Source organism: Corynebacterium hylobatis, assembly GCF_003955685.1.
GTDB lineage: Bacteria > Actinomycetota > Actinomycetes > Mycobacteriales > Mycobacteriaceae > Corynebacterium > Corynebacterium hylobatis.
On sequence record NZ_RXHJ01000007.1, the window covers coordinates 66,966 to 79,494 of the forward strand.

Annotated in this window: 15 protein-coding genes; 5 read left to right on the forward strand and 10 right to left on the reverse strand. The window is 64.2% G+C overall.

What is annotated here, in order from left to right; genetic code table 11:
* The first annotated feature begins 109 nt into the window (after window positions 1-109).
* Window positions 110-868, forward strand: coding sequence for a trans-4-hydroxycyclohexanecarboxylate dehydrogenase (chcB1, locus tag EAH68_RS07215; protein WP_126120655.1), 759 nt, complete (start codon window positions 110-112; stop codon window positions 866-868).
* Window positions 869-874: 6 nt separating this feature from the next.
* Here chcB1 and EAH68_RS07220 read toward each other — a convergent pair whose 3' ends face one another.
* From EAH68_RS07220 to EAH68_RS14955, 5 genes are all read right to left on the reverse strand, one after another.
* Window positions 875-1,720: an IclR family transcriptional regulator gene (locus EAH68_RS07220; protein ID WP_241228338.1), complete on the reverse strand. Its 846-nt coding sequence runs from the start codon at window positions 1,718-1,720 to the stop codon at window positions 875-877.
* Between the two features lie 62 nt (window positions 1,721-1,782).
* A complete protein-coding gene (locus EAH68_RS07225; RefSeq protein ID WP_126120656.1) occupies window positions 1,783-3,198 on the reverse strand; it encodes an SPFH domain-containing protein in 1,416 nt (471 codons plus the stop codon).
* A 960-nt stretch (window positions 3,199-4,158) separates the two neighbouring features.
* Window positions 4,159-4,332, reverse strand: a complete 174-nt coding sequence (locus tag EAH68_RS14735; RefSeq protein WP_164546424.1) for a hypothetical protein — start codon at window positions 4,330-4,332, stop codon at window positions 4,159-4,161.
* Complete coding sequence (locus EAH68_RS07235; protein ID WP_126120657.1) at window positions 4,332-5,033, reverse strand: YceI family protein; 702 nt, start codon at window positions 5,031-5,033, stop codon at window positions 4,332-4,334. Before EAH68_RS07235 ends, EAH68_RS14735 begins: the two co-directional genes overlap by 1 nt.
* Window positions 5,034-5,040: 7 nt before the next feature.
* Window positions 5,041-5,388 (reverse strand): hypothetical protein, encoded by a 348-nt coding sequence (locus EAH68_RS14955; protein WP_126120658.1) that lies wholly within the window; start codon window positions 5,386-5,388, stop codon window positions 5,041-5,043.
* A 131-nt stretch (window positions 5,389-5,519) separates the two neighbouring features.
* Here EAH68_RS14955 and EAH68_RS07245 point away from each other — a divergent pair, with 131 nt between their 5' ends.
* Window positions 5,520-5,897 carry an RNA polymerase-binding protein RbpA gene (locus tag EAH68_RS07245; RefSeq protein ID WP_126120659.1) on the forward strand — a complete coding sequence of 126 codons (378 nt, stop codon included), beginning with the start codon at window positions 5,520-5,522 and terminating at the stop codon, window positions 5,895-5,897.
* 99 nt (window positions 5,898-5,996) lie between these two features.
* Here the strand turns inward: EAH68_RS07245 and EAH68_RS07250 are convergent, their stop codons facing one another.
* The 4 genes from EAH68_RS07250 to EAH68_RS07265 form a co-directional block, all read right to left on the reverse strand.
* Complete coding sequence (locus EAH68_RS07250; RefSeq protein WP_126120660.1) at window positions 5,997-6,386, reverse strand: hypothetical protein; 390 nt, start codon at window positions 6,384-6,386, stop codon at window positions 5,997-5,999.
* Window positions 6,387-6,460: 74 nt separating this feature from the next.
* A complete protein-coding gene (locus EAH68_RS07255) occupies window positions 6,461-7,264 on the reverse strand; it encodes a polyprenol monophosphomannose synthase (protein ID WP_126120661.1) in 804 nt (267 codons plus the stop codon).
* Window positions 7,261-8,790: an apolipoprotein N-acyltransferase gene (lnt, locus tag EAH68_RS07260; protein ID WP_126120781.1), complete on the reverse strand. Its 1,530-nt coding sequence runs from the start codon at window positions 8,788-8,790 to the stop codon at window positions 7,261-7,263. Before lnt ends, EAH68_RS07255 begins: the two co-directional genes overlap by 4 nt.
* Before the next feature lie 71 nt (window positions 8,791-8,861).
* On the reverse strand, window positions 8,862-9,437 hold the full coding sequence (locus tag EAH68_RS07265) for an FxsA family protein (protein WP_126120782.1): 576 nt from the start codon (window positions 9,435-9,437) through the stop codon (window positions 8,862-8,864).
* Window positions 9,438-9,497: 60 nt separating this feature from the next.
* Here EAH68_RS07265 and EAH68_RS07270 point away from each other — a divergent pair, with 60 nt between their 5' ends.
* The 3 genes from EAH68_RS07270 to EAH68_RS07280 all read left to right on the forward strand — a co-directional run bounded on the left by EAH68_RS07270 (window position 9,498) and on the right by EAH68_RS07280 (window position 11,579).
* Window positions 9,498-10,169 carry a hypothetical protein gene (locus EAH68_RS07270; protein WP_126120662.1) on the forward strand — a complete coding sequence of 224 codons (672 nt, stop codon included), beginning with the start codon at window positions 9,498-9,500 and terminating at the stop codon, window positions 10,167-10,169.
* 374 nt (window positions 10,170-10,543) lie between these two features.
* A complete protein-coding gene (locus EAH68_RS07275) occupies window positions 10,544-11,029 on the forward strand; it encodes a hypothetical protein (RefSeq protein ID WP_126120663.1) in 486 nt (161 codons plus the stop codon).
* A gap of 76 nt (window positions 11,030-11,105) precedes the next feature.
* Entirely contained in the window at window positions 11,106-11,579 is a 474-nt protein-coding gene (locus tag EAH68_RS07280) for a hypothetical protein (protein WP_241228339.1), read from the forward strand.
* A 214-nt stretch (window positions 11,580-11,793) separates the two neighbouring features.
* On the opposite strand, the gene EAH68_RS07285 is transcribed toward EAH68_RS07280, so the two are convergent.
* A complete protein-coding gene (locus EAH68_RS07285) occupies window positions 11,794-12,525 on the reverse strand; it encodes an SDR family oxidoreductase (protein ID WP_126120664.1) in 732 nt (243 codons plus the stop codon).
* Window positions 12,526-12,529: the final 4 nt, after the last annotated feature.

Consider the following 12,529-nt stretch of genomic DNA (forward strand, 5'->3'; position numbering starts at 1 on the left):
GGAGGTCAGCGGTAGGGTGAATCCATTGAATGGAACATCACGTGCCGTTCAATGGATCAAGAGCTTCTTTTCCCTGTTCAGTTTGAGGGGTTAGACGTAGTCTGCGCACATGTCGAACAGTAATGAACGAGTTGCCGGAAAAGTCGTCCTGATCTCGGGGGCCGCCTCAGGAATGGGGGAGTCCCACGCCCGTATGCTCGTCGCCCAGGGGGCAAAGGTCGTCATTGGGGACATCGCTGATGAGCGGGGGCACGCCCTGGCAGAGGAAATAGGCACAGAGCATGCCCACTATGTCCACCTTGACGTCACCGACCACAGGAACTGGGAGAATGCGGTGCGGGAGACCGTGGGGAGATTCGGGAAGTTGGACGTCCTGATCAACAATGCAGGGATCTTCACCGCCGGAAGTGTGGAGGAGGCCAGTGTCCCCGACTGGGACAGGACCATCGCAATTGACCTCAACGGCGCGTTCTACGGGATGAAGGCTGCGGTGCCGGAAATGAAGAAGAACGAGACATCCTCCATCATCAACATCTCTTCCATCGCGGGGTTAACCGGATTCAAGAATCGCGCCGCCTACTCTGCTGCGAAGTGGGGGGTGCAGGGTCTCACGAAGACCTCCGCGATGGATCTCGGCCCGTATGGGATCCGCGTCAACTCGGTCCATCCCGGCAGCGTCGAAACCCCGCTGACGGCAGGATTGAAGCGTGGATTCGGTCAGATCCCGCTCGGGCGGGCAGCGGGGGTGGAGGAGGTCTCATATCTGATCATCTATCTGGTCTCCGATGAGTCGCGATTCGCCACGGGTGGTTCTTTCGTGCTCGACGGGGGCGAAACTGCAGGTAATAACCTGCGGTCTGATTCCTGATCTCAGTCAACCCAGTGGCCCCTGGTTGCTTTCGCGCCGGATCCCCTGGGGGCGGTCAGGAGAGCCGCCGAGCCTACGCTGAATGGCTCGTGCCGCGAACTTGAGCTGCGGGATCATCACTGCCAGGTTCTCGTCACCACGGGGAACGATGACGGTCAAGGCGGCAGTGGCGTGCTCATCCTGCCCGAAGACCGGTACGGACAGCCCGGTTGACTCAGGGACGATGGTTCCGGAGGCGACCACGAAACCATCCCTCCGGATTTGGCGGAATAATCTCTTCAATGCTGCAGCATCGGTGATGGTGTCATCGGTGAAGCGCGGTAGTTGACGACGCATCATCAGTTCCTGGTCCTCTTCATTCCCGAAAGCGGTGAGTATGAGCCCCGCGGAGGTGGCATGGGCGGGTAGGCGGCCGGCGATCTGGGTGATATTGACCGTCTTTTCATCAGGTCCCAGCCGTTCCAGGTAGAGCACTTCGTTGCGGTCGAGAATTCCCAGGGAAATATGGACGTTGAGTTCCAGCATGAGGTCCTCCATCGGCGGTAAGGCAGCCTGACGCAGCTCCTGGGTGGGGGTCCCGCGGGAGGCGATCTCCCAGAGACGGTTCCCATGCTGCCATCTACCCGCTGCATCCCGCGCCACCAGATCCTCAGATTCGAGTTCTCCGAGCAGCCGGTGCGCGGTGGTCACCGGCAGAGAAGCTTTCGCAGCGATCTCACGCACGCTCATTGATGCTGTGTGTCCAGAAAGAACCTCAAGGATGCGAACAACCCGGACGATCACTGATTCACCCGAGCGCGAATTAGCCATGGAAGCAGTGTAGTGCAAAGCATGTCCATCGATTGTGCCCATGGACAAAGCCCACCGGCCAGCTTTGCGCTAACCGGTGGGCGATGGCGGGGGAGAGACCGGGATCAGCTCTCGGTGGCAATCTCCTGGGCGGGACGGTGGTTGATGCCCTCAGTGTCCAGGGCCTTGTTGAGCGCAGCCCCCTGTGCGGCGCCCGCAGCCTCGCCCAGGGCGCGGCCCTGGATCAGTTCGGCGAGGTTGATACCGGTGGTCTGCTGGACGGTCTGGAAGACCGCCTGCATGCCCGCGGCCTGCTCACCGGCGAAGCGGGAACCGACGGTACCCTCGGTGCCTTCGCCGCCGGCGATGACGGTCATGGAGCCGACATTGCGGTAGCCTTCCGCGAAAGTGCTCATCAGGTCGGGGAGGACCTCCAGGGCGCGCTGCGCCAGCAGCGCCTCCTGGTTCTCCTTCAGTGCCTCGGCCTCAGCCTTGAGGGCGTCCGCCTTGGCCTGGCCGGCCAGGCGGATGGCGTTGGCCTCCGCCTCGGCGCGGACCTCGACAGCCTGGGCATCGGCTTTGGCGATCTCGGCGCGGGCCTGCGCCTGGCGGGTCTGCTCGAAGGCCATGGCCTCCGTCTCCTGCTCGCGGCGGTAACGCTCGGCATCGGCGACACGCTTGACGTCCGCGTCCAGCTGAGCCTGCCGGTTCTCCGCCTGCTGCAGGAGGACCTGCTGGCGGGCCTTCTCGCCGGCCAGCGCCTCGGCCTGCTCCGCCTCGGCGCGGGCCCGACCGACCTCACTGGTGGCGTTGGCGGTGTTGGTGTCTAGCGCGGTCTGCTCGACGAGGTTGGCCTCCTCGTTGGTGATGCGCTCCTTGGCGATGGCACGCTCAGCGTTGGTCTGGGAGATCTCGGCGGCCTGGCGCTTGGCCTCGATCTCCGGGGCACCCAGGGACTGGATGTAGCCGACGCCGTCGGTGATGCCGCGGATCTGGAAGGAATCGAGGATCAGGCCCTGCTGCTCCAGCTCGGGGGTGATGGAGCTGGCGATCTCCTCGGAGAAGGCCTTGCGCTCGCGCATCAGGCTGACCACGGACTGCTGGGCGATGACACCGCGCAGGGAACCTTCCAGCTGGTCCTGGGTGAAGTTCTCGATGGCCTTGTCCTGGGAGGCGAAACGCTCGGCCGCCCGGCGGACGTAGTCGGGGTCGGAGCCGATCTTGACCAGGGCAACGGCCTCGACGGCGAGTGTGACGTTGTCCGCACTCTGGGCCTCGGACTTCATGTTGACCTGGCGGGAGCGCAGGGAGATGACCTCATGGCGCTGGTTGATGGGGTTGACCAGGGCCTTGCCGTTGACCACGACGGTGGTGGCGTGGGTGGTGCCGTCCTCATCCTTCTGGCTCTTGCCGGAGATGATGAGGGCCTCATCGGCTCGGGCGACCTTGATCCAGGCCCGTGCGGACAGCAGGAAGAAGAGACCGCCGACACCGAGTATGACGAGGACCGCGACGGCGATCAATGTGAAAATAGCACCCATAAAATGAAGAGTTCCTCTCAAACAGAAGACGTGAGTTCTCAGAATCGGGAACCTTCCCGGACTGAGGCAGACCTGTTCAGCTCACCATATCTGCCAGCTCCATGTTGGCTTCCGGCGACTTTCCTGGCCCCATAGGTTGGTCGATGGGGGAGCAGGAGTCCCGTTCTATATATGCAATGACACTGAAAAAGCGCTGAGAACTGGACAGATGCTGAAATGCAGATTGCCGGGTGGCAGGGGAGCGCATCCTGAGTGATATGAGACACCATGACACGGTTCCTTCATTCGTCCACGATCTTTTCGTCCAGCATACGGAGGCTCTTCTGGATCGTGATGCCGACGCCCTCGCTGAACTTTATTCTGTTCCGGCACTGATTCTTTTCCCGGGCAACTACGGGTGGATGTCGCGTGGAGTTATCAGGGTGAGGTTCGGGAGCGGTTCATCTACCAACTGGCCCAGGACGCTGACCGGGAATGGCGCATCGCCGTGCTGACGCCGTTGACGGTGTGAGTCGCTGGGGCGGATAGAAACCCGCACGCGGGGAGCAGCCCATCCAGATGAAATGACATAATGTACATTATCGGACAATTTCCGATATCGGCCTGGACAGGCCTCCGGCGCCCATCCGCGTGCCATGGCACACTCTGGCCCGTGCGTTTTTCCGGCTTATCGACGGCCCCGCGTTCCCGGCGTCCAGTCACCGGGCACCGCCGATTCAGCTCCCCAGTGCCACGCGCCGTCGCATGCGTCCCGGCGGGTTCCGCGCCGCTGCGCCGCTCAGGCATCGTCCGGCCGCATGACCCTCAATCCAGCCTGCCGCACCCGGCACGTCGCGGTTGACTCCTCGCCGCAGGCCCGCAGGCATCGAAAAGCAAAAAACGGCCCGGAGGCCGCTTCTTCCCCGCGACCTCCGGGCCACCCCAATTACGTCACTGTGACGTTAAGGGGGTCAGGTTTCCCTACTCGTTGCCGCGCTGACGGTACGCGTACCAGAGCTGTCCGGCCGAAACCAGGACAATCACCCCGGCGAGAATTCCGACGAGCCAGTAGCCCTGGGCCGTGACAAAAATACCGAAAGCCAGGATGACGATCAGGCGCAGCCAGATCATCGGGATCATCCGGGACGGGGACATCAGTTCTTCTCCAGGGCGACGCGGATGTTCAGCTCACCGGTGTCGTCGATCTTCGCGGCGACGAAGTCCGGCGACTCGACGCCGTACTCGTTGCGGTCGATGAGGACGTCCCCGGAGACGATGAGGCGGTCGGCGTCGCGAAGCACGTCGAATTCGTGGCTGAGCGGGCGCACCTCTCCCCTGATCTCCATCTCGCCGCTCAGCGTCACCTTGCCCGGGGTGCCGTTGCCCGGCAGCTGGGAGACGTCGGCAGGTTCCGTGATGCGGAAGGTCGCAGTCGGGAACTGGTTGGTGTGGAGGATCTTGTTGCGGACGTTGATGTCACGCCGCTCGTTGTCCGTGCTCACCTGGGTCATGTCGACGATGATCTCACCGGCCTGCAGGGTGCCCGCCTCGATGGTGGCGTAACCCTCGACGGCCTGCGTGGAACCGGAGGTCTGGCGGCGGTCGGAGGGCAGGATCTCGAAGAAGGTGAAGCCCACGGAGGTGGAGTTCGTATCAGTGCCGTGGGTGACCTGCCACTCGCCGTCAACCTCGGTCGTGGCGGGCTGTGCGCTCTGCGCGGAGAGCCCCTCCGTACGCACCCCCGGCCCCATGATGATGTTGTACAGCATGGGAACAACCGCCACCAGGGCAAGCACCACAATCAGTACGACGAAGATCGCGACGATGATCTTGTTGGCGGATTTCTGCTGGGCCATCCCGTAGTTACCTCAACTTCTCAATTGTCCGTGCGAGCGCAACCAGTTCGGTGCACAGGACGCGCATTTCCTCCGGGTCGGCTCCCTCCGCGGATGCGGTGGCAACGTCCTCGGCCGCGCACCGCAACTCGAAGAGAGAGTCCCGCAGTGCTGCAACGCGGTCCGGATGAATGATAACTGCTTCCGCGGGGATACTGGTACCCGCGACGTTATGGCGCTGCTCATAAGCCCGCTGTTTGCACGATCTGCTGCAGTATTTGCGTGGTCGGCCACGGCCGGTGTTGACCAGCTCCTTGCCGCACCACGTACAGGAAGTCACGAGATTGGTCGAGGATATCGTCACGTGACCCACCATAACTGATCTTGTGCCATCCGCAGGGAACAAACCGGTGGCCTGGTCCGTTATACTGGTAGGTCTATAAGTGAACCATGGGGAGTTCTTCTCCCCCGGTTCCCCGGGAATGCAATGAAAAGGATGATGCCGCAATGGCAGATCGCGTACTCCGCGGCAGCCGCATGGGTGCTGTCAGCTACGAAACTGACCGCGACCACGACCTTGCCCCGCGCCAGATGGTGAAGTACCGCACGGAGAACGGTGAGATCTACGAGGTCCCGTTCGCCGAGGATGCGGAGATCCCCGAGGAGTGGATGTGCAAGAACGGTCAGCTGGGCACACTCGTCGAGGGCGAGGGTGTCGAGTCCAAGCCGGTCAAGCCCCCGCGTACCCACTGGGACATGCTGCTCGAACGTCGCAGCATCGAGGAGCTGGATGTGCTCCTGGAGGAGCGCATTGAGCTCCTGCGCAAGCGCCGCCGTTCCGCTGCCCGTCTGCTCAAGGAGCAGCAGGCACAGGAAGGGAAGTAGCCCCCCGCAGGGCCCGCGCCCACATCAGATGATGATCCCCTCCCCCACCCGGGAGGGGATTTTTTCATGGTCCGTCGCCGCGGCGGCAGCTGCAGGCGGTTACCTGCCGCCCCGCTGCTCCACCTTCACGCTGGCGGTATAAAAAGCTTCCTTGAATCCGAGGTCAGCACCCTCCAGGATCTCCCGGGCAGATTCGGCGATGTTGATCATCGAACCCTGCTCTGTCCGGATTCCCAACCCGAAGGAAAGATACAGGGAGGGCTTGTCGACCAGCATGGGGACGTAGGCCCAGTCCCCTTCCACCTGGTCCAGATACCAGTGACCGAGCAGATAGGTGATCAGTCGCTGGCGTTCATCTTCCTCCAGGGTGGAATCCCTGATCTGCTCCAGGGAACCTCGCGGAAAGTTGGTGCCGAAAAAATGAGGAGACTGCTGCTCGGCCTGGAATTCGGCGAGCAGCACGCGCGCCTCCTCAGCTGTTTTCTGCAACCGGTCCTGATAGGAGTCAGCGCAGCTGTCGTCGTGGATGTCATCGATATTCAGGGAACTGTCCTCCAGGATGCCTAACGGTGGCGCATGCGCTGCCAGCGGTTGTACTCGTAGCCGATCATGCCCTTGGCCACCTTGGCGAACTCGGTGAGCTGTCCCGCGCGGTGGCTGAGCCCCCAGCGGGTGACCTCGAAGAGGGAGTCCTTGACGAAGCTGCCGTCGAGCTTGGATTCGCCGATCTCACGCTCGGTGAAGGTGATGGGCACCTCGCGGACGTCGAAACCGGCCTGGACGGCCCGCCACGCCAGGTCCACCTGGAAGATGTAGCCGGCGTCCGAGAGCTCCTCCAGATCCATCGCCTCGAGCACCTCGCGGCGGTAGGCACGGTAACCGGCGGTCATGTCCGACAGTCCCCCACCGAGCATCAGCGAGATGTAGGCGTTGCCGCCCTTCGACAGGACCAGGCGGTTCTTGGGCCAGTTGACCACCCTGCCGCCGGGGACATAGCGGGAACCGATGACCAGGTCTGCTCCGTCGTCAACCTCCGCGAGCAGCAGGTGCAGCTGCTCGGGGGCGTGGGAGCCGTCGGCGTCCATCTCGCACAGCACGGTGTAACCGGCCTCCAGGCCCCACCTGAATCCGGCGACGTAGGCACCGCACAGGCCGCCCTTGCCCTCCCGGTGCAGAACGCTGATGTGGTTGTCCTCCGCGGCGAGCTCGTCGGCCTTCTTCCCCGTCCCGTCGGGGCTGTTGTCGTCGACGATGAGGATGTCGACCTCCGGGGTGGCCGCGCGGACCCGTCCGACGATCAGGGGAAGGTTCTCCAGCTCGTTGTAGGTGGGGATGATCACCAGGGTCGCGTCACTGGGATTGGTCACGAAGGTCTCCTTGTGGTTGTTGTCGACTGCTGCCGACGGATGAGCACCAGGGCGGCGGCCGAGAGAATGCCTCCCAGGATTATAAGTGCCAGCTCAACGGCCTGGCCGTACCGGGCTGCGAACGTGATCGAATTGCGCAGTGGCAGCGTCTCCACGAGGTGGCCGGGGTGGAAGATCCCGGTGTTCTGGCTGACGGTGCCGTCGGGGTGGACGATGGCGGACACCCCGGAGGTCGCGGCCACCACCAGGGCCCGGTCGACCTCGATGGCGCGCAGGCGGCTCATGGCCAGCTGCTGGTAGGTCATGTCGGTGAATCCGAAGGTGGCGTTGTTGGTCGGGGTGGTCAGCAGCTGGGCGCCGTCGAGGACGGCCTGCCGGTAGGCCGGGTCGAAGGCGACCTCGTAGCAGGTGGCCACGCCCAGGATGACGTCCCCCATGCGGACGGTGAATTCCGGTGGGCCGGGCTTGAAGTCGCCCGCCTGGTCGACGTACGAGGAGAACAGACGGAAGAAGTCCCGCATCGGCATGTACTCGCCGAAGGGCTGGAGGAAGTGTTTGTGGTGGTGGTCGACGGCGCCCTCTTCCGGGTCCATGACCACCATGGTGTTGCGGTCGCCTACCTCGTCGCGGGTGATGGTTCCCACGAGCACGGGCGTATCGACGGCCGCGACGGACTGCGCGACCATCTGGCCCGCCCGCTGATCGGCGAAGGGATTGACGTCGGAGGAATTCTCCGGCCAGATGACCAGATCGAGTTCCTGCCCGGTCTCCGCCACATGTGCGGCCAGCTCCTCCGTGACGCGCACGTGGTTGGCCAGCACGGCCCGGCGTTGGGCGTTGAAGTCCAGGCCCATGCGCGGCACATTGCCCTGTACCGCGGCGACGGTGGCCTCTCCGGTGGTGGCGGAGTCCCGGTTGACCACGGTGGCCCCGGTGAGCAGGCCGGCCAGCAGGGGCAGCACCACGGCGGCCAGGGCGGTCAACCGGATGCGGCGGTCGCGGGTGAACAGACCCACCAGGCCGGCCCCCACCATGACGGCCGCCAGGCTCACCAGCGCCGGGCCGCCCCACACCGCGAGGCTGGCCAGGGGGCCGTTGATCTGGCCCCAGGCCAGGCGCACCCAGGCGAAACCACCGAAGGGGAAGGAACTGCGCGCCCACTCCACCAGTACATAGACGAAGGGGAAGGCGAGGAAACCGTGACGCCAGCGGGCGACTGCCGCCCCGCCCAGGCCGGTGAGCAGCGCGCTGAGCGCGCAGACGACAGCGAGGGCGACATAGGGCAGGGAGCCGACGAACTCACCGATCCAGGGCAGCATGAGCAGGTAGAGCACCAGGGCGTGGACGAGGCCGAGGAGTGCGCCGGTGCGTAACGACGGCCCAGGTCTCCCCCGCCAGGGCATCAGCGCGGCGTAGAGCCCCGCCATGCCGATGACACCGGCAATCCACCAACCCAGCGGCTCATTGGCGGTGAAGGCGAGGAAACCGGAGGCCGCGGCGAGCAGGAAACGCAGCAGCAGGATCACCCGGGGCCTGCCGACCTCCTGCTGCTGCGGTGGTTTCCGGCGGGTCTGCGGGCGGGAGCGCGTCTTGACGCTCACCCCTTCTCCCCTGGCGTGTCCGGATTCTCCGGGTTCTCGGGTCCGGTGAAGTCTTCGGGGCGAATGTTGCGGGTCCACTCGGCGATCTCTGATTCGTCGATGACCTCACCGGTGGGCTGGTCCGCCTGCGCACCGGGCTGTGGTTCCTGCGGGCCGAAGAAACTGCCGTAGCTGGTGGCCTCACGGTTGGCGTTGGTGGCCTCGAAGCTGCGGACACCGAGGTTTTCGATGGATTTGACCAGCCTGGCGGCGAGCACCCGGCGCGCCAGGGCGCGGGTGGGCGGGAAGATGAGGAGGAGGCCGACGATGGAGGAGGCGATTCCGGGGGTGGCGGCGAGGATGGCGCCTGCGGTGAGTAGTCCGTAGTCGCCGGCGAGGCGGCCGGGGCTGATGCGTTTGGCGGCGGCGAGGCGGCTGACGCGTTGCATCTCTACGCCTGTGCTGACCATTCCGAGGCCCATGAGGGCGAAGACGGTGAACAGGGCCCAGCCGAGGCCGAGCCAGGAGGCGGTTGCCCAGAAGGTGAGGGCCTCGATGAGGAGTACGGGGAAAACTGTGAGGATCAACGGCACATCTGTCACCCTACCTGCGTAGTTGGGGGTGGAACCACCCATGGTCGTTACACTGCTGGCGTGACTGATCGCGAGCCTGTATTCATTGACATCGATATTCCTGGTGGGGTCATTGCGCCCGGGGGTTGGGAGCCGTTGGCTGTGCTTGCGGATGCCCATGGGGATTCATTGCTGCATGTGACGGAGGCGGGTCTGCTGCGTCTGTATTCCTCTGCATCCTCCGTGGGGGTGCTTCTCGACGCCCTGGCCGATGCCGGCTACTCCCCCGCTGCGGCGGGGTCTTCCGCCGGTGCGGGGGAGATCGGGTGGTTGGAGCAGGAGGATGGGCTGGTGCACCTGGGTGCGGCGCTGCCGTTGGGGACGATGGGTGCGCAGATGGCGCGGATGCTCGATGTCATCGAGGCGCCGGTGGTGTTGTGCCGGGGGCGGGTGCTGCGGATCGAGGGGTTGAGTGAGTCGATTGCTGAGCAGGTGGTGCGTGTGCTGGCGCCGCAGGGGTTGATCTTCGACGTCAATTCTCCGCTGTTGGCGGTTTCGGCATGTGTGGGGGCCGGCCAGTGCGGGTTGGCGTTGTCGGATGTGCGTGGCGATGCCCTGCAGGCGGTGGCCTCCGGGGCGCTGGCGGCAGGGCACACGCATTTCGTGGGCTGTGGGTACCGCTGCGGTGCCCCGGCGCGCCCGCACACGGTGTATCTGGCGACCGGGGATGGTGAGTATGAGGTGAGAGGGTAGGTCCTCTGCGGGAAACTCTGCGGTCAGAGCTCCGTGATCACGGTCCTGTGATCAGTCGTGTTTTCTGGCTGTCAGAGTCAGAAGGCGTTGGCACAGATTCCAGGAGCCGCTCTGTCGCAATGTCTGGCTATGCGGACTTCTTGTGCCGTGTGGGTAGTGCATCAGCCTCTGTGCGCAGTAACCGGCATCCAAGCCGGGAAGCGCTTTACGTCGGGAGGAAGACGGTGAGGCTTCGCTCCTCAAGGAGGTCACCTCTGCGCGGCTCCCGGGATGTCACAAAACCGATCCGTGGCGTGGCGCTTTGTCTGCTTGCCTGTCTGATTCCAGGCCTCGTGGCCTGCGGTAACCTCGTCACCGCCGTTCCAGTAGGGGAAATGGCGATTTCCCTGGATGACAACGGCGACGTCCTCGCCCATGTCGTGGTCTGTGATGCGGCAGTCACTCGGATTTACGCGATCGACGAGGACATTCGCGATGCTCTAGCCCAGGACCCATGGAGGCCACCGGAGAATATCGGAGAGATCACCTTCTCCGAGCCGAAGAGAGGAGTGTTCACCGTTAATCTCAGCACGGCAACCCAGGACAACGAGGGGCAGACGATCCAGTTTCCGCACGACCCTCAAGAACTGTTCTGGATCACCCCCGTGGTCACCGACGAGGGGCTCTGGACGAAGGCCTGGGGAGGTGGCTACATCTCAGATATCACGGCCACCAGGGAAGAGTTGACTTCCTACCCCACCAATACGCTCCTCACCCGCTCCCGCCAAATCGGAGAACGAACGAAGTTTCTCCGTCAGATAGATCCAGAAGAGCTGGCGGCCATCTGCGAAGAACTGGGCAGGACCGGCGACAGCTGGTAGTACCCTGTTGCCTGGGATATGCCCCAGGGCGAGGTACACCGCGGCTATCGGAAGAAACCGCTAGTCGACGCTGCACGTGCCGGTCAGATCCCCGAGAAAAGGAGAGGACAGGAAAGTGTTCGCATTCGTGGATCCACCTCGTCTCACCCTGCTGTTTGTCTCCGAGAAGGAGACCGGGAGGGAATGCTGCGTCGGCTTACTCAGAGGCACCTCGCGGATCAAGAAACTCTTGAAACCACCCGGCAAGCTCGAACACCATTACCTGGAGTGGGAAGAGATCAGAAGTAAAGAACCCGGTCTGGAAGACGCCGCCGAGGGCACCCTGGTCCACCTTGTCCTCCACAGCGCGCTCCCCGAGCCCGGGCCCATCTCCTTTGTCTTCCCCGGGCAGGATCTTATTCTCGCCACCCTCGATGAGGAGGTAGCCCGCCTTGTCCTTGAAGACGAGCGCAGCAGGATCAGTCCTGAGTTCGTGCAGATGTGGTCCGTGCCCGTGGGGTGGGAAGCCCCCGGGCTGGAGGACTTCCTCGACCGTGCCCGCGGCGGTTGATGACACCCCACCGGATGTGGCTGCAAACGACCGTTTACCGGGCACTTGCGCACAGAGGCTGGAACACTACCCTCCCGGCGGAAGAAACCCACGGAGTCCACATAACCAGGCACTTCGACAGTAGTGACACTCGGCGTCTGTGCCAGCGCCTTCTGATTCTGACACGAGCTCTTTGCGGGGGTCTGGGGGCGTGGTGGGGTGATCGCGGGGTCTGTTAGCGGGGCATGTGGCGCCAGATGGGTCGGGGGACGAGTTTCATCACCCAGGCGAGCAGCTGGAGGCGTCGGGGGATCCAGAGGGTGGTGCTGCCCTTCCCTGTGTGGATCTCTGTGGCCACGGCGTCGGCGACCTGGTCTGGGGTGACGGACATGGGGGCGGGTGTCATGCCTTGGGTCATGGAGCCGATGACGAAGCCGGGGCGGGCGGTGATCAGGCGGAGTCTGCTGCCGTGGAGTCGGTCGGCGAGTCCCTGGCAGAAGGCGTCGAGGCCGGCTTTGGTGGAGCCATAGACGTAGTTGGCGCGGCGGGCCCGCCAGCCGGCGATGGAGGAGAAGGCGATGATCTCGCCGTGGGGCATTGAATCCGCCAGGACGGTGAGCATGCTGATCTGGGCGGTGTAGTCGATGGTGGCGATCTCGGCGGCGTGGGTCTCGTCGGTTTCGGCACGCTGCTGGTCGCCGAGGATGCCGTAGGCGAGGATGGTGGTTGCCACTCCCCCGGTGAGTTCCTGCGCCCGGGTGACGACCTCGCGGTGGGAGGTCAGGTCGGTGGCCTCGAAGGCGAGGGTGTGGACTTGCGTGGCACCGGCACTGCGCAGCTGGGCCGCGATGTCGGTAAGCGAGTCGGGTCTGCGGGCGGCGAGGACGACCGGGCGCCCCGGGCAGAGGCGTCGGGTCAGTTCGCCGCCGATGTCGGAGGTGGCGCCGAGCAGGAGGATGCCGTTCATGACC